Origin of the sequence: Nocardia brasiliensis IFM 10847, from assembly GCF_000710915.1 — a bacterium.
Taxonomy (GTDB): Bacteria; Actinomycetota; Actinomycetes; order Mycobacteriales; family Mycobacteriaceae; genus Nocardia; species Nocardia brasiliensis_A.
Map to the genome: position 1 here is coordinate 56,325 of NZ_BAUA01000150.1, position 15,882 is coordinate 72,206.

16 protein-coding genes are annotated in these 15,882 nt (G+C 67.3%); 9 read left to right on the forward strand and 7 right to left on the reverse strand.

Going from position 1 to position 15,882, the window contains the following annotated elements:
- Window positions 1–37 precede the first annotated feature (37 nt).
- The 5 genes from NBRGI_RS28790 to NBRGI_RS28810 all read left to right on the forward strand — a co-directional run bounded on the left by NBRGI_RS28790 (window position 38) and on the right by NBRGI_RS28810 (window position 5,203).
- Window positions 38–361 (forward strand): DMT family transporter, encoded by a 324-nt coding sequence (locus tag NBRGI_RS28790; RefSeq protein ID WP_014983529.1) that lies wholly within the window; start codon window positions 38–40, stop codon window positions 359–361.
- A gap of 323 nt (window positions 362–684) precedes the next feature.
- Complete coding sequence (locus NBRGI_RS28795) at window positions 685–1,491, forward strand: ATP-binding cassette domain-containing protein (RefSeq protein ID WP_051728108.1); 807 nt, start codon at window positions 685–687, stop codon at window positions 1,489–1,491.
- Window positions 1,488–2,552 (forward strand): ABC transporter permease, encoded by a 1,065-nt coding sequence (locus NBRGI_RS28800; RefSeq protein WP_029900343.1) that lies wholly within the window; start codon window positions 1,488–1,490, stop codon window positions 2,550–2,552. The genes NBRGI_RS28795 and NBRGI_RS28800 overlap by 4 nt, the downstream gene beginning before the upstream one ends.
- Before the next feature lie 34 nt (window positions 2,553–2,586).
- On the forward strand, window positions 2,587–3,561 hold the full coding sequence (locus NBRGI_RS28805) for an ABC transporter substrate-binding protein (RefSeq protein ID WP_014983532.1): 975 nt from the start codon (window positions 2,587–2,589) through the stop codon (window positions 3,559–3,561).
- Window positions 3,562–3,814: 253 nt separating this feature from the next.
- Window positions 3,815–5,203 (forward strand): M28 family peptidase, encoded by a 1,389-nt coding sequence (locus NBRGI_RS28810; RefSeq protein WP_228833551.1) that lies wholly within the window; start codon window positions 3,815–3,817, stop codon window positions 5,201–5,203.
- Window positions 5,204–5,332: 129 nt separating this feature from the next.
- Here the strand turns inward: NBRGI_RS28810 and ilvA are convergent, their stop codons facing one another.
- Together ilvA and NBRGI_RS28820 are read right to left on the reverse strand one after the other, a co-directional pair.
- Window positions 5,333–6,568 (reverse strand): threonine ammonia-lyase, encoded by a 1,236-nt coding sequence (gene ilvA, locus NBRGI_RS28815; RefSeq protein WP_029900345.1) that lies wholly within the window; start codon window positions 6,566–6,568, stop codon window positions 5,333–5,335.
- A 79-nt stretch (window positions 6,569–6,647) separates the two neighbouring features.
- Complete coding sequence (locus tag NBRGI_RS28820; RefSeq protein WP_051728103.1) at window positions 6,648–7,814, reverse strand: serine hydrolase domain-containing protein; 1,167 nt, start codon at window positions 7,812–7,814, stop codon at window positions 6,648–6,650.
- Between the two features lie 146 nt (window positions 7,815–7,960).
- On the opposite strand from NBRGI_RS28820, the gene NBRGI_RS28825 reads away from it, so the two are divergent.
- From NBRGI_RS28825 to NBRGI_RS28835, 3 genes are all read left to right on the forward strand, one after another.
- Window positions 7,961–8,683, forward strand: coding sequence for a GntR family transcriptional regulator (locus NBRGI_RS28825; RefSeq protein WP_029900347.1), 723 nt, complete (start codon window positions 7,961–7,963; stop codon window positions 8,681–8,683).
- Window positions 8,684–8,766: 83 nt separating this feature from the next.
- Window positions 8,767–10,275, forward strand: coding sequence for an NCS1 family nucleobase:cation symporter-1 (locus NBRGI_RS28830; protein WP_029900348.1), 1,509 nt, complete (start codon window positions 8,767–8,769; stop codon window positions 10,273–10,275).
- Window positions 10,275–11,009: an aspartate/glutamate racemase family protein gene (locus NBRGI_RS28835; RefSeq protein WP_029900349.1), complete on the forward strand. Its 735-nt coding sequence runs from the start codon at window positions 10,275–10,277 to the stop codon at window positions 11,007–11,009. The genes NBRGI_RS28830 and NBRGI_RS28835 overlap by 1 nt, the downstream gene beginning before the upstream one ends.
- A 62-nt stretch (window positions 11,010–11,071) precedes the next feature.
- Here the strand turns inward: NBRGI_RS28835 and NBRGI_RS28840 are convergent, their stop codons facing one another.
- Complete coding sequence (locus tag NBRGI_RS28840) at window positions 11,072–11,422, reverse strand: hypothetical protein (protein ID WP_029900350.1); 351 nt, start codon at window positions 11,420–11,422, stop codon at window positions 11,072–11,074.
- Window positions 11,423–11,730: 308 nt separating this feature from the next.
- On the opposite strand from NBRGI_RS28840, the gene NBRGI_RS28845 reads away from it, so the two are divergent.
- Entirely contained in the window at window positions 11,731–12,252 is a 522-nt protein-coding gene (locus tag NBRGI_RS28845) for a hypothetical protein (RefSeq protein ID WP_029900351.1), read from the forward strand.
- Here NBRGI_RS28845 and idi read toward each other — a convergent pair.
- The 4 genes from idi to NBRGI_RS28865 all read right to left on the reverse strand — a co-directional run bounded on the left by idi (window position 12,230) and on the right by NBRGI_RS28865 (window position 15,675).
- Window positions 12,230–12,802 (reverse strand): isopentenyl-diphosphate Delta-isomerase, encoded by a 573-nt coding sequence (gene idi / locus NBRGI_RS28850; RefSeq protein WP_029900352.1) that lies wholly within the window; start codon window positions 12,800–12,802, stop codon window positions 12,230–12,232. The genes NBRGI_RS28845 and idi overlap by 23 nt on opposite strands.
- The gene (locus tag NBRGI_RS28855) at window positions 12,799–13,671 is read right to left on the reverse strand and encodes a geranyl diphosphate 2-C-methyltransferase (RefSeq protein WP_029900353.1); all 873 of its coding nucleotides are present in this window, start codon (window positions 13,669–13,671) and stop codon (window positions 12,799–12,801) included. The genes idi and NBRGI_RS28855 overlap by 4 nt, the downstream gene beginning before the upstream one ends.
- Window positions 13,672–13,744: 73 nt before the next feature.
- Entirely contained in the window at window positions 13,745–14,254 is a 510-nt protein-coding gene (locus NBRGI_RS28860) for a hypothetical protein (protein ID WP_029900354.1), read from the reverse strand.
- 14 nt (window positions 14,255–14,268) lie between these two features.
- The gene (locus NBRGI_RS28865) at window positions 14,269–15,675 is read right to left on the reverse strand and encodes a family 2B encapsulin nanocompartment shell protein (RefSeq protein WP_029900355.1); all 1,407 of its coding nucleotides are present in this window, start codon (window positions 15,673–15,675) and stop codon (window positions 14,269–14,271) included.
- Between the last annotated feature and the right edge of the window lie 207 nt (window positions 15,676–15,882).

Here is a 15,882-nt window from a genome sequence, read left to right on the forward strand (position 1 = left end):
CGCCTTGCCATTGTCCGATACTCGCTACGCTGCCGCCATGACCATGCTTCTGCTGGCCTTGGCCATCGCGTCCGAGGTGACCGCCACCGTTTCCCTGAAGCTGTCCGAGGGTTTCACCAAACTGGTCCCCTCGATCGTCGTGGTCATCGGTTACGGCGCCGCCTTCTGGTTCCTGTCCCAGTCGTTGAAGCGCGGCATGCAGATCGGCGTCGCCTACGGCATCTGGTCGGCCGTCGGCGTAGCCGCCATCGCCGTCATCGGCGTCCTCTTCCTGGACGAACGCCTCACCCTCATCCAGGTAGGCGGCATAGCCCTCGTCATCCTCGGCGTTCTAGCCCTGGAACTCGGCGGCCAGCACTGAACCGGCGACCGAATCTGTCGGTTTCACCAGGTGACTACTCCGCTCGGCGACAGGAATGGGCTGCGATTCCTTTGACGTGGCACTGCACCGGGCGGTTCTGGTGAAACGGGGATTTCCGGGAAGGGTGTCTGAGGCAATTCCTGCCGCACTACTCCATAGCGTGTTCGTATGGAACATTGAGTGCATTGTTTTCGGGGGCGGAAAAGTGGGATTGCGTTGGGGTGGACGCATTTTGTCGAAATCGTCCCATGAGATCGGGGGCGGTCGTAGCATCGGGCGATGGACTGGACGTTTGCTCAGCTGCGCGTGCGCGGATGTGGCCGATGACCTCGGACGATGCGGCGAAAACGGCCGATGCGCCTGCGGAATCGGCGGTCGCGTTGCGGGCCGAGGGACTGGTGAAGCGGTACGGCGGTGTCGAGGCGCTGCGCGGCGCGAACTTTCAGGTGAGCGCGGGCGAAGTCGTCGCGTTGATCGGGGACAACGGCGCGGGCAAATCGACGCTCGTGAAATGCCTTTCCGGCGCCGAACAGCCCGATTCCGGGCGGATTCTGCTGGACGGCAAGCCGGTGGTGCTGAATACCCCGACGGCGGCCCGCAAACTCGGCGTGGAAACCGTGTATCAGGATCTCGCGGTGGCCCCGGACCTGGATCCGGCGGCGAATCTGTTCCTCGGCCGGGAGCTGGTGCGCAAAGGGTTACCCGGCAAGCTCGGCATGCTCGACCGCACAGCGATGAGAGTCCAAGCGGTCGAACACTTCCGGCGGCTCGGGGTGACCCTGCAGAGCACCGATGTGCCGATCGGTTCGCTCTCGGGCGGCCAGCGGCAGAGTGTCGCGGTCGCCAGGGCGGTGATGTGGGCGAGCAAGGTGGTGTTCATGGACGAGCCGACCGCCGCGCTCGGCGTGGTGCAGCGTGAGCGGGTGCTCGACGTGATCCGCCGGGTCCGCGATCAGGGCATCGCCGTGGTGTTGATCAGTCACAACATGCCGGAGGTGCTGGCGGTCGCCGACCGCATCGAGGTGCTCCGGCTGGGCAAGCGGGTGGCGCGGTTCACCGCGGCCGACGCCACGCTCGAACAATTGGTGGGCGCCATGACCGGCGCGCTGTCACAGGAGGAAGCGGCATGACGCGCCCCGGCGGTTCCCAGGACGTCGCAGGCGAGGCGACCGGCAACGGCGCGGTCGAGCTACCGCAACGCACTGCCCTGCAACGGCTCATGGGCGCGAGCACGGTGTGGATCGGCGTGGTGCTGGTCGCGCTGTGCATCGTGTTCAGCGTGCTGCGCCCCGACGCGTTCCCCACCCGCTTCACCTTTCAGACGCTGCTCATCGAAACCTCGGTGCTGCTGGTGCTTTCGGTGGGCATGACGTTCGTGATCATCACCTCGGGCATCGATCTGTCGGTGGGCATGGTGTTGATCTTCGCCGGTGTGATCGGCGCGAAGACGATGGAGGCGCTCAGCCCGGATCAGGACGCGACCAACGCGGGCTGGGGCATCATCGGCATCGGCTTCCTGCTTTCGGTTGTGGGCGGCGGTGTCTGGGGCCTGGTCAACGGAGTTCTGGTGGCCAAGGCCAAGATTCCGCCGCTGATCGTCACGCTCGGCTCGTTCGGCGCCGCGCTCGGTGCGGCGCAGCTGATCACCGGCGGCGTCGACACTCGCACCGTGCCCGAAAAACTGCGCAACACACTGGGTTTCGGCACCACCCTGGGCGGCGTGCCGAACCTGGTCCTGGTCGCCACCGTGGTGACCGTGCTGGCCGCCTGGGTACTGCACACCACCCGTTTCGGCCGCTACACCTATGCCATCGGCTCCAACGAGGAGGCCGCGCGCCGCTCCGGCATCGCGGTCACCCGGCATCTGATCACCGTCTACCTGCTCACCGGGGTGCTGGCCGGGCTGGCCGGTTTCATGAATCTGGCCTACTTCGGCACCACCACGATCGGCGGCCACACCACCGACAACCTGGACGCCATCGCGGGCGTGGTGATCGGCGGCACCAGCCTGTTCGGCGGGGACGGGACGATCGTCGGGACGGTGATCGGCGTGTTCATCCCGTCGGTGCTGAAGAAGGGGTTCGTCATCGCGCAGGTGCCGGTGTTCTGGCAGCCGATCGCGGTGAGCGTGGTCCTCGTCGCGGCGGTCTGGTTCGACCAGTTCCGGCGCCGGGCCCGGGATCGGAAATAGGTATGGCAACAACAGAAATGGCGGAGGTAGCCGAATGAGGGTGGCGAAGCGGACCGCGGTGGTGATCGGCGCGATGGTGTCGGTCGGCGCGCTGCTGGCGGGTTGCAGTGGGCAGGTGAGCAATTCGGGCAGCGGCGACAGCAAGAAGCTGGTGCTGATCCCGGGCGTCGCGGACGAGCCGTTCTACATTTCGATGCAGTGCGGCGCGCAGGACGAGGCCGCGAAGCTCGGCTACAAGCTGGACACGCAGGCGCCGACCAAGTTCGACGCGGGCACGCAGACCCCGGTGCTGACCGGCGTGGTGGCGAACAAGCCGGGCGGCATCCTGATCGCGCCGACACACGCCACCGCCATGGCCAATCCGATCAAGCAGGCCAAGGACGCGGGCATCAAGATCGTCGAGGTGGACACCGCGCTGGACGACACTTCCGTTGCGCTGTCGTCGATTTCGTCGGACAACAAGAAGGGCGGCGCGCTCGCGGCGCAGACTTTGGCGAAGCTGGTGGGGGACAAGGGCCCGGTGCTGGTGATCAACACCAAGGCGGGCACGTCCACCACCGACGCCCGCGCGCAGGGCTTCGAGGAGGCGGTCAAGAGCTTCCCCGGCATCACCTCGCTCGGCGTGCAGTACAACAACAACGAAGCGGCACAGGCGGCTTCGATCGTCACCGCGACGCTGGCGGCGCATCCCGATCTCGCCGGTATCTTCGCCACCAACCTGAGCTCCGCCGAGGGCGCGGCAACCGGTCTGCGCAACGCGAACAAACTCGGCCAGGTGAAGCTGGTCGGCTTCGACGCCAGCCCGAAGCAGGTCGAGGATCTGAAAGCCGGTACGGTGCAAGCCCTTATCGCTCAGGATCCCGCGGGCATCGGGGCGAAGGGCGTCGATCAGGCGGTCGCCGCGATCGAGGGCAAGCCGGTGACCCGGACGATCCAGACCGACATGATCGCCATCACCCAGGCCGATATGGAGGCCAACTCGAAGTATTTCTACAAGCGCAAGTGCTGACCACTGCCCGATGAGGGGCCGACCGGGCGCGTACGCGTCCGGTCGGCACGGGCGGGACAACCTGGCACGCAGCCGCTTTCCCCACTATCAACTGGGGTTTCATCACAGTGACGCATCGGCTTAATCTCCGACCATCCGGGATTCATCCATCCCTTCTGGAGGAGCCGATATGCCCCGCATCTTCCCCCGAGACAGGGCCGGCCGCGTTATCGCCGCAGCCACCGCTCTGCCCGTCGTTTTCTCACTCGCGCTGATGGGTTCCGCGTACGCGGAACCCGGCGCACCGCCCGAGCGGCACCTGGCCGACTCGATCAAGGCGCCCGCCGTGAAGCAGCACCTCGATCGGTTCCAGGCCATCGCCAACGCCAACGGTCGTACCCGCGCCGCGGGCACCGCCGGTTATGACGCTTCGCGCGACTACGTGGCCGGCGCGCTGCGCCAGGCCGGATATCAGGTGACCTTGCAGCCGTTCACCTTCCAGTCTTTCCGGGAGCGGACGACGGCGGTCATGGAACGGGTCTCCGGCGGCGCTACCAGTTACAAGGCGACCCCGACGGACCGTAGCCAGCTCGGTGATTTCGCCACTTTGACCTACTCGGGCTCGGGCGAGACGAAGGCCGCGGTCCAGGGCGTCGACCTGGCCTTGTCGCCGCGTGGCGAGGCGAACGCCTCGACGTCCGGTTGTGAGGCAACGGACTTCGCGAAGTTCACCCGCGGCAATATCGCGCTGCTGCAGCGCGGCACCTGCACCGCGGCGGACAAGGCGCGAAATGCCCAGGCGGCAGGCGCTTCCGGCGTGATCATCTTCAACGAGGGGCAGCCGGGCCGCACCGACGCCTTCACCGAGGCGCTCGACGAAAAGGGCATCACCGTGCCGGTCGTCGCCACCAGCTACGCCGTCGGCAAAGACCTTGCCGGCCAGGCGAACTCGGTGGTCCGGCTCAAGACCGACACCGAGGCGCTGCCCGCCACGACGCACAACGTGATCGCCGAGTCCCCGCAGGGCAACGCGGAGAAGGTCGTGATGGCCGGTGCGCACCTCGATTCCGTGCGCGCGGGCGCCGGCATCAACGACAACGGTTCCGGCAGTGCGGCTCTGCTCGAGATCGCGTTGCAGATGGCCACGTCCACGCCGAAGAACAAGGTCCGCTTCGCCTGGTGGGGCGCCGAGGAACTCGGCCTGGTCGGCTCGAAGTTCTACGTGAACAACCTGTCTCAGGCCAATCGCAACCGGATCGCGCTCTACTTGAACTTCGACATGATCGGTTCGATCAACTACGCCTACAAGATCTACGACGGCAGGCAGGGCCCGGCCGGTTCGGCCGAGATCGAGCAGAACTTCATCCGCTACTTCACCTCGAAGGGGCTGCCGTACGGGCGCACCGCGCTCGACGGTCGGTCGGACTACGGCCCGTTCATGCGGGTGGGTATCTCGGTCGGCGGCCTGTTCACCGGCGCCGAAGGCATCAAGACCGCCCAGGAGCAGCGGCAGTTCGGTGGCACCGCGGGTCGTCCGTACGACCCCTGCTACCACCGCTCCTGCGATACGACCGCCAACATCAGCGATAAGGCGTTGACCGACAACGCCGGTGCGATCGCCGACGCGATGCAGACCTACGCGTCCGCCGACGTGCTCCCCTGAACGAATATGGTTCGGTAGCAACTCGATTCGCTGGTAACCACCCGTGTCGCCGCCCTCGACCGAGGGCGGCGACACGGCTGCGGGCGGTACCCGAAAGCAGCCGGCCGCCCCGTCGCGCCGGTCGGCGATCTAGTCCTCGACACGAACGGAGTAGCCCGCGTTGGTCAACGCGGTGAGGACGTCGTCGCGGTGCGTGTGGCCGCGGGTCTCCAGCGTGAGCGAGACCTCGACCTCGTTGAGCGCCAACCAGGTACCGGTACGCGAGTGCGCGACGTCGACCACGCTGGCGCCGGTCTTGCCGACCACCGCGAGCAGTGCGCTGAGCCCACCGGGCCGGTCCGCGATCGTCACGCGCACCGCGAGATAGCGTCCAGCCGCGCTCAATCCGTGGCCGATCAGCCGGGTGAGCAGCAGCGGATCGATATTGCCGCCGGACAGTATCGCGCACACCGGCCGGCTCAGGTCCAGATCCAGATCGGCTGCGGCACAACTCATCAACGCCGCGACCGCCGCCGCACCCGCGGGTTCCACGATCAGCTTCGCGCGTTCCAGGCAGAGCAGCAGTGCTTTGGACAGCGAGTCCTCGTCGACCGTCAGCATTGTCGAAACATGCTCGGCGACATGGGCGAACGGCACCTGACCGGGCTGGCCGACCGCGATGCCGTCGGCCATCGTCGACATCCGCCCGACCCGCACCGGCTTGCCCGCGGCCAGCGATCCCGGCCAGGCCGCCGCCTCGGCCGCCTGCACACCGATCACGCGCACCTGCGGCGCCAGCTTGTGCAGGGCCACCGCGACCCCGGCGATCAGTCCGCCCCCGCCGGTCGGCACAAGCACCGCGCCCAGGTCTGGGAGCTGCTCCAGAATCTCCAGCGCCACCGTCGCCTGCCCGGCCACGATGTCCGGGTGATCGAACGGATGGATCAGCGTGGCGCCGGTGCGTTCGGCGAACTCCATCGCGGCGTCCAGGGAATCCTCGATGGTCTCGCCGACCTGTCGCACCTCGGCCCCGTAGGCCTTGGTGGCCGCCAACTTCGGCAGCGAGGCGCCGACCGGCATGAACACCGTCGAGGTGAGGCCCAGCGAGGCCGCCGCCCAGGCCACGCCCTGCGCGTGATTGCCCGCGCTCGCCGCGACCACCCCGCGCGCCCGGTCCTCGGCGGGCAGATTGGCGATCCGGTTGTACGCGCCGCGCGGTTTGAACGACCCGGTGCGCTGCAAGTTCTCACACTTGAGCAGCACCTCGGTGCCGACCCGCTCCGAGAGCACCCGCGAGGTGACCATCGGCGTCTTGCGCATCACCGGCGCGAGCAAGGCCGCGGCGGCCTCGATCCGTTCCATACCGACCAACTCCATGCCGCACATGCTGCCACCTCGGCCGCCATTCCTCCCACGAATCTTCGGCCATTTCTCCTTTACGCCGAACGAAGGACAACGGTGCGGTTCACCGTTTGGCGAGATTGTGTGCCAGCGCGCCGAGCCGGGCCAGCCGGGCATCGCCGAGCGGGGTGATCCTGCTGCCGAGCCGGTTGGTGACGAAGGCGAGCCCCACTCCGGTGGCCGGGTCGGCGAAGGCGCCGGAGCCGCCGAGCCCGAAATGGCCGAACGCCGAGATGGGTTCGGCCTTGGACGGCTTCATCGGCACGCCGTGAAAGCCGAGCGCCCACGGGATGCGCAGGGCGAGCACATAATCGGGAGTGAAGACCTGGCGTTCGGTCATCGCCGTGATGGTCTCGGGGCGCAGCAGCTCGAAGCCGTCGAGCGTGCCGCCGTTGGCGAGCGCGCCGTAGAGCCGCGCGAGGGCGCGGGCGCCGAAGACGCCGTTGACGCCGGGCATCACCGAATCGTGCAGCCGCGGATCGGCGATCAGTTCCGCGAAGCCGTTCGGGGTGGTGTCCATGGCGGCCGCGAACCTGGTCCTGCGGGCGAGCCGGCGGCTGTTCTCCCAGCTCATCCCCGCCACGGTCAGCCGAGGGAAGTTGGTCGCGATGCGCCCGCGTTCGGCTTCGGGCACCCGGAACCAGAGTTCTTCGGCGCCGAGCGGTTCGGCGATCTCGGTGCGCAGCACGTCGGTGAACTTCGCCCCGCTCACCCGGCGCACCAGCTCGGCCACCAAATGCCCGAACGTGATGCCGTGGTAGCCGCTGGTGACCAGCCGGCGCGGATCCGGCGTCCCCGCGGCCAGGGCCTCGGTCACCGCCACATCGTCGAAAAAGCGTTCCACCGGTCCGGGCAGCAGATCCCGCAGCCGATGCAAACCCGCTCGGTGCGTGAGCAATTCGCGCACCGTGATCCGATCCTTGCCCGCCGCACCGAATTCGGGCCAGTAGGCGGTGACCAGCTCGTCGTAGTCCAGCAGGCCGCGCTCGGCGAACCGGTGCAGCAGCGTGCTCGCGACACCCTTGCCCGTGGAGAACGCCATGGCCACCGTGTCCCGCGCCCACGGCACGCCGGGCCGCGCGAACCCGGCCCAGACATCGACCACGGGCTCGCCGTGCAGATAGACCGCCAGCGCGCCGCCGCCGTCGCCGGGCCGGCGGAACAGCCGGTCGAACTCGGCGACCAGTGTCGCGAACCGGCGATCTACGAACTGTGCTGCCGAAACCGTCATCGCCAAACTCTCTGTTGTACGGATCGATTCCAGGATGGCATGCCCGATCGCAGCACCCGCACACCCGTCGGTGTCCGCCGCGCAGACGTTTCCTGAGCGTCACAATGCCGAGCGAAATCGCAACATGCCTGGTCTAGCGTGTTCGTATGCCCCCGAGACGACGTTCGGCGCTGCTCGCGCGGCTGGTCGCCGACACACCGGGCCGCCCGCAGATCATCCTCGGCGAGCTACGCCGGGTGATCCTGGACGGTGCGGTGCCCCCGCGCACCGTCATTCCGCTACGCGAGGTGGCGGAGCTGTTCGGCGTGAGCCATATCCCGGTCCGGGAGGCACTCAAGACGTTGATCGGGGAGGGGCTGGTCACCCATCAGCCGCACGGCGGCTATGCCGTGGCCCAGCTCACCGCCACCGAGCTGCGCGAAATGTACATCGTGCGCGAGACCCTGGAGAGCGCCGCGCTCGCCGCCGCGGCGCGGCACGCGGACGCGGCCGATCGCGCCGAGCTGATCGCGGTGAACACTGCGCTGGAACAGGCGATCCGGGACGACGATTCGGCCGCCTATCACCGCCGATCCCGCGATTTCCATGTCGCGCTGACCCGGCCCTCGCGCATGTTCCGACTGTTGCACATGCTGGAAGCGGCGTGGAATGTCACCGAGCCGGTGCAGTCCATGGTGCATATCGGCCGCGCCGATCGGATCCGGCTGCACACCGACCACGCACTGCTGCTCGACGCGTTCCTGGCCCGTGACGTGGACCGCCTGCTCGCCCTTGCCGAGCGGCATCACCGCAGGCTGGAGACCGTGCTCGCGACACTGCCCACCGATACCGGCCTGCTCGCGCCGGAAGATATATCTGCCGCGCAATAGCCGGGAAATAACAACGCAACGGCCGGGCAATAGCGGCTTCCTACCGTCGGTGCGATCACAGATCCACCCGGATGGGAAACCTCATGACCGACGCACTCGTCCCCGCGGCACCGCTGTTCGTGCCGCCCGCTCGTCCCGCAACGTCCGGCAGCACCGTGCCCGCCGAGTATCACCCCCGCTTGACCAATGCCGATCTGGCGCCGCTGCGGGAACAGAAATGGGGCGCCTACAACATCTTCGCGTTCTGGATGTCGGACGTGCACAGCGTCGGCGGCTACGTCACCGCGGGCAGCCTGTTCGCGCTCGGCCTGGCCAGTTGGCAGGTGCTCGCGGCACTGCTGATCGGTATCGGCATCGTCTACCTGCTCTGCAATCTGGTCGCGAAGCCGAGCCAGGTGACCGGCGTACCGTATCCGGTGATGTGCCGCAGCGCGTTCGGGGTGCTCGGCGCGAACATACCCGCGATCATCCGCGGGCTGATCGCGGTGGCCTGGTACGGGATTCAGACGTTTCTGGCGTCGGCGGCGCTGGATGTCGTTCTGGTGAAACTCTTTCCAGGCCTGGCGCCGTACGCCGTGACCGGCGACTACGGGTTCCTCGGCCTTTCGCTGCTCGGCTGGGGGAGTTTCCTGACGCTGTGGGTGGTGCAGGCGGCGGTGTTCTGGCGCGGTATGGAATCCATCCGCAGGTTCATCGACTTCTGTGGACCGGCGGTCTACGTGGTGATGTTCCTGCTGTGCGGCTACTTGATCGCCGAAGCCGGTTGGGACGCCATCGATCTGAACCTCGGCGCGGTGACCTACACCGGTTGGGACGCGGTGCCGGTGATGCTCGGCGCCATTGCGCTCGTGGTGTCCTACTTCTCCGGGCCGATGCTGAATTTCGGCGACTTCTCGCGCTACGGCAGGACTTTCGCCGCGGTGCGTCGTGGCAATCTGCTCGGTCTTCCGCTCAACTTCCTGGTCTTCTCGCTTCTGGTGGTGATCACCGCCGCGCTGACTGTGCCGGTCTACGGTGAGTTGATCACCGACCCGGTCGCGACGGTCGCGCGGATCGACAGCACGTTCGCGATCGTGCTGGGCGCGTTGACCTTCACCGTCGCCACGATCGGCATCAATATCGTCGCGAACTTCATCTCGCCCGCTTTCGACTTCTCGCACGTGAGCCCGCAGCGGATCAGCTGGCGGGCCGGCGGCATGATCGCCGCGGTGGGCTCGGTGCTGATCACTCCGTGGAATCTGTACAACAACCCGGAGGTGATCCACTACACGCTCGAGGTGCTCGGCGCGTTCATCGGACCGCTGTTCGGTGTGCTGATCGCCGACTACTACCTGGTGCGCAAACAGCACGTGGTGGTGGATGACCTGTTCTCCATGGCGAAGTCCGGAACATACTGGTACCGGGGCGGATACAACCCCGCGGCGGTGCTCGCCACCGCGGTGGGCGCGCTGGCGGCGGTGTTCCCGGTACTGGCGAAGAACATCACCGGGATGTCCACGGCCGCGCAGTACAGCTGGTTCATCGGTTGCGGACTCGGTTTCCTCGTCTACTTCCTGCTGGCCACGCGAACGAAGTGGAAGGTCTCTGTCTGATGTGGATCCGGGTGATCAATCCGAACACCACGCAGGCGATGACCGACGCGATCGAGCCGTGCGCACGAGCCGTGATCGCACCGGGCACTCGGCTCGACGCAGTGACCGCCGCGATGGGGCCCGCCTCGATCGAGAGCCATTACGACGAAGCCCTCAGTGTTCCAGGGATTCTCGCCGCGATCCGGCGCGGCGAGGCGGAGGGGGTGGACGGCTACGTGCTCGCCTGCTTCGGCGATCCGGGCTTGGACGCCGCCCGGGAACTGGCTCGCGGACCGGTGATCGGCCTAGCCGAGGCGGCCATGGCCACGGCGAGTCACCTCGGCGGTGGCTTCAGCGTGGTCACCACGCTGAGCCGCACCGTCGGCCGGGCCGCCGATCTGGTGGAACGTTATGGGCGGCAACGATTCTGCCGTGGTATACACGCCTGCGAACTGCCGGTGCTCGCCCTGGACGATCCGGACGCCCGCAAGATCGTCACCGAGGCGTGCCGGACGGCGGTCGACACCGACGGCTGCGACGCCATCGTGCTCGGCTGCGCGGGAATGGCGCGGCTGTGCGCGGATATCCGTGCCGAGCTCGGCGTGCCGGTCGTGGACGGTGTCGCGGCGGCGACGCTGACCGTGCAGTCGCTGCTCACCCTGGGCGTGCGCAAGTCGGGTAGGGGAGAGTTCGCCACGCCGCCGCCCAAAACCTATGCGGGACTGCTCCGTTCGTTCGGCAGTCGAGCGGACTGAGGGTACCCCGAGCAGGCCGATGCCCCGCATGCGTCGAGCATGCGGGGCATCGGGGGGAGGGGTTATGCCGCTACCGCGGTTCGGAGTAGATGCAGCGCGGCGTCCGGGTCCTCCACGTCGATGACGAGGCGGGTGAACGCGGCGCCGGAGAGCTCGATGCGCAGCGCGCGGCCGTCGAACCTGGTGTCCCAGAACTCTTTTCGACCTTTGCCACGGAAGGTGCCCGCGGCGATCACGCCGGGGAAGAAGGTGCCTGGCGTGCGCAGCCACGGCGGGCGCAGGTCCACCTCTGCCTTGGTCACCGCGGTGATGTCGGCTAGATCGAAGGTGATCTGCTCACGTAGCGCGAGGACCTGATGCCCACCGAGCACCTGGATCGTCACGGTCGTACCGGTGACCTCGACTTCAACCATTGCGCACCTCACTTTGCCGGCAACTTGCTACGGGTCCCAGGATGCAAGACCGACCTGGTCGTAGCCTGTGCCGTTCCTATGATTTCTCTCAGGATTTCGAACATGCTCCTACGTAGATATGCGCATCCGAACATCTGATCCGTTCTGGGCGGCCGATAGCCGATGCCTGTGTGGCGGAACAAAAACCGCAGGGACGGTATGAGATTCTCGTCATGCTCGTGTTCCACCCGCTCCGGCAAGGTCCAGCCCGATCGGCGACCTGTGGGCAGGTCGCGGCTCGGGGTCCGCCCGCGAGAAGAGGTGCCGCGGTGTTGCTGCTCGGCAAGTTCATCCTGACGGCGGCGGTATCCGCCACATTGCTCGGCCCGTTCTTCCCGGGCACGGCGTCCGCGCTGCCACCGGCGGGCACCTGCGCGGGCGGCGACTTTCGCTGGACCGCCGTCGACGGCGCGATCGATATGTCGCCGGACACGCTGACGTTCACCTCGGTCGGCGTGCTGCGGGACTGTTCCGGTGGCCCCGAGGGCATCACCGGCGGCACGTTCACGGGCACGCACATCGCGACCTCGGACTGCATGCATCCGGCGGACGGGCCGATCACCGTCGACGTGCTGTGGTCGAACGGGGAGACGAGCAGGCTGTGGGGTCAGTGGCCGGTCACCATGCAGCAGCCGACCGTCGGCCCGCTGGCAGTGGTGGCCGGACTCGGCCAGGGCAGCACGGTCCGGATCACCGCGGACTATGAGATGACCCCCGAGATGGTCGGGGGCTGCCTCGGCCCGGGCCTGCGCACCGGCGTCGGCCGGCTCAGCGCGGCGACGTTCCAGTGACCGCCTGCTCGGCGACGTCGAGAACGCCGGCCAGCCACGGCGTGTAGCTGCCGGGGTCGGCGATCAGCTTCTCGCGCAACGCCTCCGGGTGGATCCACGCGTAGTCGGCGACCTCGGCCGGGTTCGGGCGGGGTGTCCCGGCGGGGAGCTTGCCGACCAGCACGTGGTCCCATTCGAATTCGACGCGACCGGTGGCCGAGTCCTCGGCGTGGTAGCGATAGACGCCCACCTCGGTGAGCGCGGTAGCCAAGCCCATCTCCTCGGCGAGGCGTACCGCGGCCCCGGCCTCGACCGGTTCGCCCGGTGCGGGATGCCCGCAGCAGGTGTTGGCCCACTGTGCCGGGAAGCGGGTCTTGACCGCCGCTCGCTGCTGCAACAGGACCCGCCCGTCCGCGTCGTAGAGCAGCACCGAGAACGCGCGGTGCAACCGGCCCGGCGCCTGGTGCGCCAACGCCACCGAGCACGTCCCGACCGCGTGACCCGCGTCGTCGACGAGCTCGACGAGCAGGGCCTCGCGGTCGGTCAGCGGCTGGTCGGCAGAGTTGGTCACCTGCCTACCTTATCGGCGGCGATCAGCAGGTACTGGAAGCTGCCCTCCTTGTACGCGGTCAGGAACGGCTTCTCCACGCCGGTCGCGAGCTCGGATTCGGTGCGCAGTTCCCAGTAGGGGATGGTCGCCGCGGTGAGGTCGGTGACCCCGATCGGCACCAGGCCGTTGTCGGCCATGGCACGGAAGTACTCGCTGCGCGGATGGATCATGCAGCCGTAGTGCGCGTCGATCCAGCTGACCGACGAGGATCGCCCGCCGGTGAGGTCGTTGGAGCAGCCGGTGATGCAGACATAGCGGCCACCAGGTTCCAGCAGCCGGGCGAATTCGCGGAACAGATCGAACAGGTCGACGTACATCGTCGTCTCGTTCGTCCAGATGGCGCGCCTCGACCACGACTCGAACCCGGTTTCCAGCATGTTCCGGAAGTGGAACTGCACCTTGTCGGCGACGCCGCGTGCGACGGCCTGCTCGTTGGCGAAGCGCACCTGGTATTCGGAGATGGTGACGCCGTCGACCGCGCAGCCGAAACGCTGGTTGGCCATGAAACTCGTCCCGCCGCGACCTGATCCGCCATCCATCAGCCGGTCTCCGGGCCGGACGTCACCGAGACTGTCGAGCAGCAACTCGGCCTGCGCGGTCTCGAGCCGGTGCAGTTCCTTGACGATGCGTTCCTGCCTGGTCTCCTCGGGCCCGGTCAGGACCGACAGGTCGGGGGCGCCGATACCGTAGTGATGGTGGTAGAGCCCGTCCACCTCACCGAGTTTCGTGTTGACCCGGTCGTCGTTCGGGTTGTTGTTCCAGTACTCGGCGACCGACTTCTGGTAACTGGTGCGGAGCACGGTATCGGTGTGCGGGTTGAGCGTGGTCATGCGAGATCATCCCCTTTGGTCACGGTAGGGCTCACATTGCGGGACAGCGTCTTTCTGGTTGTCGGGTCGGTGGTCAGGGGTCGTTGTAGCGTCTGCGCGGAGGTGGGCAGTACATCGGCGGGATCGGGTCGTCGGCTGGGGCGCGCCGCACCGAGCCGGTACCCGATCCGGTTGGGCCGGAAGGGATGACGCCCTTCGCCCGATCCTGATGGGCAGTGCCGGTGGACGTCGGCAGGGTGCCGCCGACGACCACCGGCGGTGCGGTGCCGGTGGACGAGATGACCGCCGCGGCGGCCTCGGCAACGGTCGGGCTGGTCAACAGTCCGGTGGTGCCGAGACAGACCGGCCCCCGGATTCGGAGCGGGATCGACGGCTCCGGTTCGGGCGAATCAGGTTGCGCGAGAGCGGGATCAACCTCCGTCGCGGGATGTTCCGACGCCGCCGCGGGATCGCCCGGCGGATCGGGTTTGGGACGCGGCAGGGCCTGTGGTGCCAGGCTGCCGTGGCCGCAGAGCAGCGCGGTGACGGTGACGGCGACCTCGTGGGCGGCCGGCGGCGCCACGGCGCGGGGGAGCACCGACATGGCTGCGCACCCCGTCAGTCGGCTTGGCGGGCGACCAGGACGTTGTCCAGCACGCCGAGCGCGTCCGGCACCAGGACGGCGGCCGAGTAATAGCAGCTGACCAGGTAAGAGATGATCGACTGGTCATCGATGCCTTTGAACCGCACGTTGAGGCTCGGCTCGTACTCGTCCGGTATGCCGATCTGGTGCAGGCCGATCACGCCCTGGTCCTTTTCGCCGGTGCGCATGGCCAGAATCGAGGTGGTCGCGGTGTCGCTGACCGGGATCTTGCCGCAGGGGAAGATCGGGACGCCGCGCCAGGCGGGTACGCGGTGGCCGTCCACGTCGACGGGGTCGGGGTACAGTCCGCGTTTGCTGCATTCGCGGCCGAAGGCGGCGATGGCTTTCGGGTGTGCGAGAAAGAGTTTGGTGCTGCGCCGCATGCTGAGCAGTTCGTCCATGTCGTCCGGGGTGGGCGGGCCCGACTCGGTGGCGATGCGCTGTTTGAGATCGCAGTTGTGCAGCAGGCCGAAATCGGGATTGTTGACCAGGTCGTTCTCTCGGCGTTCGTAGAGCGCCTCGACGGTAAGACGCAACTGCTGTTCGACCTGATTCATCGGATCGTTGAACAGATCGGCGACCCTCGTGTGCACCCGCAGCACGCTCTGCGCCAGGCTCAGCTCGTACTGCCGCGGTGCCGCGTCGTAATCGACGAAGGTGCCGGTGAGCATCGGCTCCCCGGCGTGCCCGGACGCGACCTCGATATCGGCCTCGCCCTTGTGGTTCTGCGGCCGGGTGGACACCGCGGCGACGCGCGAGAGTTGCTCGCGCAGCGCGGGTGCGTTCTCGGTCACTTCGTCGAGGGCTTGCCGGGGGAGCACGAGAACCGTTGTCCGCGTTACGGTCTTGACCGTGGCCGGCCAGATGGCATCCGGGTCGGTGAGCGTTTGTTCGCCGAAGAAATCGCCGCCCGCCAACATGCCGAGTTTGGTCTGCTCGCCGTATTCGCCGGAGCCGAGTTTGCTCAGCTTTCCGTGCACGATGAGCACGACCTGATGCATCGGATTACCGAATTCGGCGACCACGGTGCCCGGTTCCAGGTCGCGCTGCTCGAAACGGTCGGACAATGCGCGCAGCACTTCTTCGTCGTCGAAACCGCGCAGTGCCGGAAGTTCTCGGAGTTCCAAAGGAATTACGCGCGCCTGCGACCCTTCGACGACGAATTCGACCTCGCCGTTGCCGAGGGTGTGGGTGAGGCGGCGGTTCACCCGGTACACACCGCCGTTGACCTGCGTCCACGGCAGCATGCGGGTGAGCCAGCGGGAGCTGATGCCCTGCATCTGCGGTTCGGACTTGGTGGTGTGCGCCAGCTTGGCGGCGGCGGACGTGCTGAGGCTCTTGCGTACGTTGTTTTCCGTGTGGACTGGCATTTCGATGGTCATGCGTGGTCCTCCCCTCGAGATAGGGCACCGATACGATGAGCGCAAAACGGCTTTACTGCACCACGAATAAGCGGGCAGGAAACCCGCGAAACCTGATTGATCGAACGAAATGTCTTACACCACAGTGTGTTCCAGACGGCCCGAGTTTAGTCGGGGAAACATGGCCCGCGCAGCGAAATATGGCAGATGTGCCCGTGCCGGTTCGGA

Excerpts from the sequence above, each read along its gene's own strand:
- NBRGI_RS28790 (WP_014983529.1), top strand. The coding sequence starts at position 38 with ATGACCATGCTTCTGCTGGCCTTGGCCATCGCGTCCGAGGTGACCGCC.
- NBRGI_RS28795 (WP_051728108.1), top strand. The coding sequence starts at position 685 with ATGACCTCGGACGATGCGGCGAAAACGGCCGATGCGCCTGCGGAATCG.
- NBRGI_RS28800 (WP_029900343.1), top strand. The coding sequence starts at position 1,488 with ATGACGCGCCCCGGCGGTTCCCAGGACGTCGCAGGCGAGGCGACCGGC.
- NBRGI_RS28805 (WP_014983532.1), top strand. The coding sequence starts at position 2,587 with ATGAGGGTGGCGAAGCGGACCGCGGTGGTGATCGGCGCGATGGTGTCG.
- NBRGI_RS28810 (WP_228833551.1), top strand. The coding sequence starts at position 3,815 with ATGGGTTCCGCGTACGCGGAACCCGGCGCACCGCCCGAGCGGCACCTG.
- ilvA (WP_029900345.1), bottom strand. The coding sequence starts at position 6,568 with ATGTGCGGCATGGAGTTGGTCGGTATGGAACGGATCGAGGCCGCCGCG.
- NBRGI_RS28820 (WP_051728103.1), bottom strand. The coding sequence starts at position 7,814 with ATGACGGTTTCGGCAGCACAGTTCGTAGATCGCCGGTTCGCGACACTG.
- NBRGI_RS28825 (WP_029900347.1), top strand. The coding sequence starts at position 7,961 with ATGCCCCCGAGACGACGTTCGGCGCTGCTCGCGCGGCTGGTCGCCGAC.
- NBRGI_RS28830 (WP_029900348.1), top strand. The coding sequence starts at position 8,767 with ATGACCGACGCACTCGTCCCCGCGGCACCGCTGTTCGTGCCGCCCGCT.
- NBRGI_RS28835 (WP_029900349.1), top strand. The coding sequence starts at position 10,275 with ATGTGGATCCGGGTGATCAATCCGAACACCACGCAGGCGATGACCGAC.
- NBRGI_RS28840 (WP_029900350.1), bottom strand. The coding sequence starts at position 11,422 with ATGGTTGAAGTCGAGGTCACCGGTACGACCGTGACGATCCAGGTGCTC.
- NBRGI_RS28855 (WP_029900353.1), bottom strand. The coding sequence starts at position 13,671 with ATGACCACGCTCAACCCGCACACCGATACCGTGCTCCGCACCAGTTAC.
- NBRGI_RS28860 (WP_029900354.1), bottom strand. The coding sequence starts at position 14,254 with ATGTCGGTGCTCCCCCGCGCCGTGGCGCCGCCGGCCGCCCACGAGGTC.
- NBRGI_RS28865 (WP_029900355.1), bottom strand. The coding sequence starts at position 15,675 with ATGACCATCGAAATGCCAGTCCACACGGAAAACAACGTACGCAAGAGC.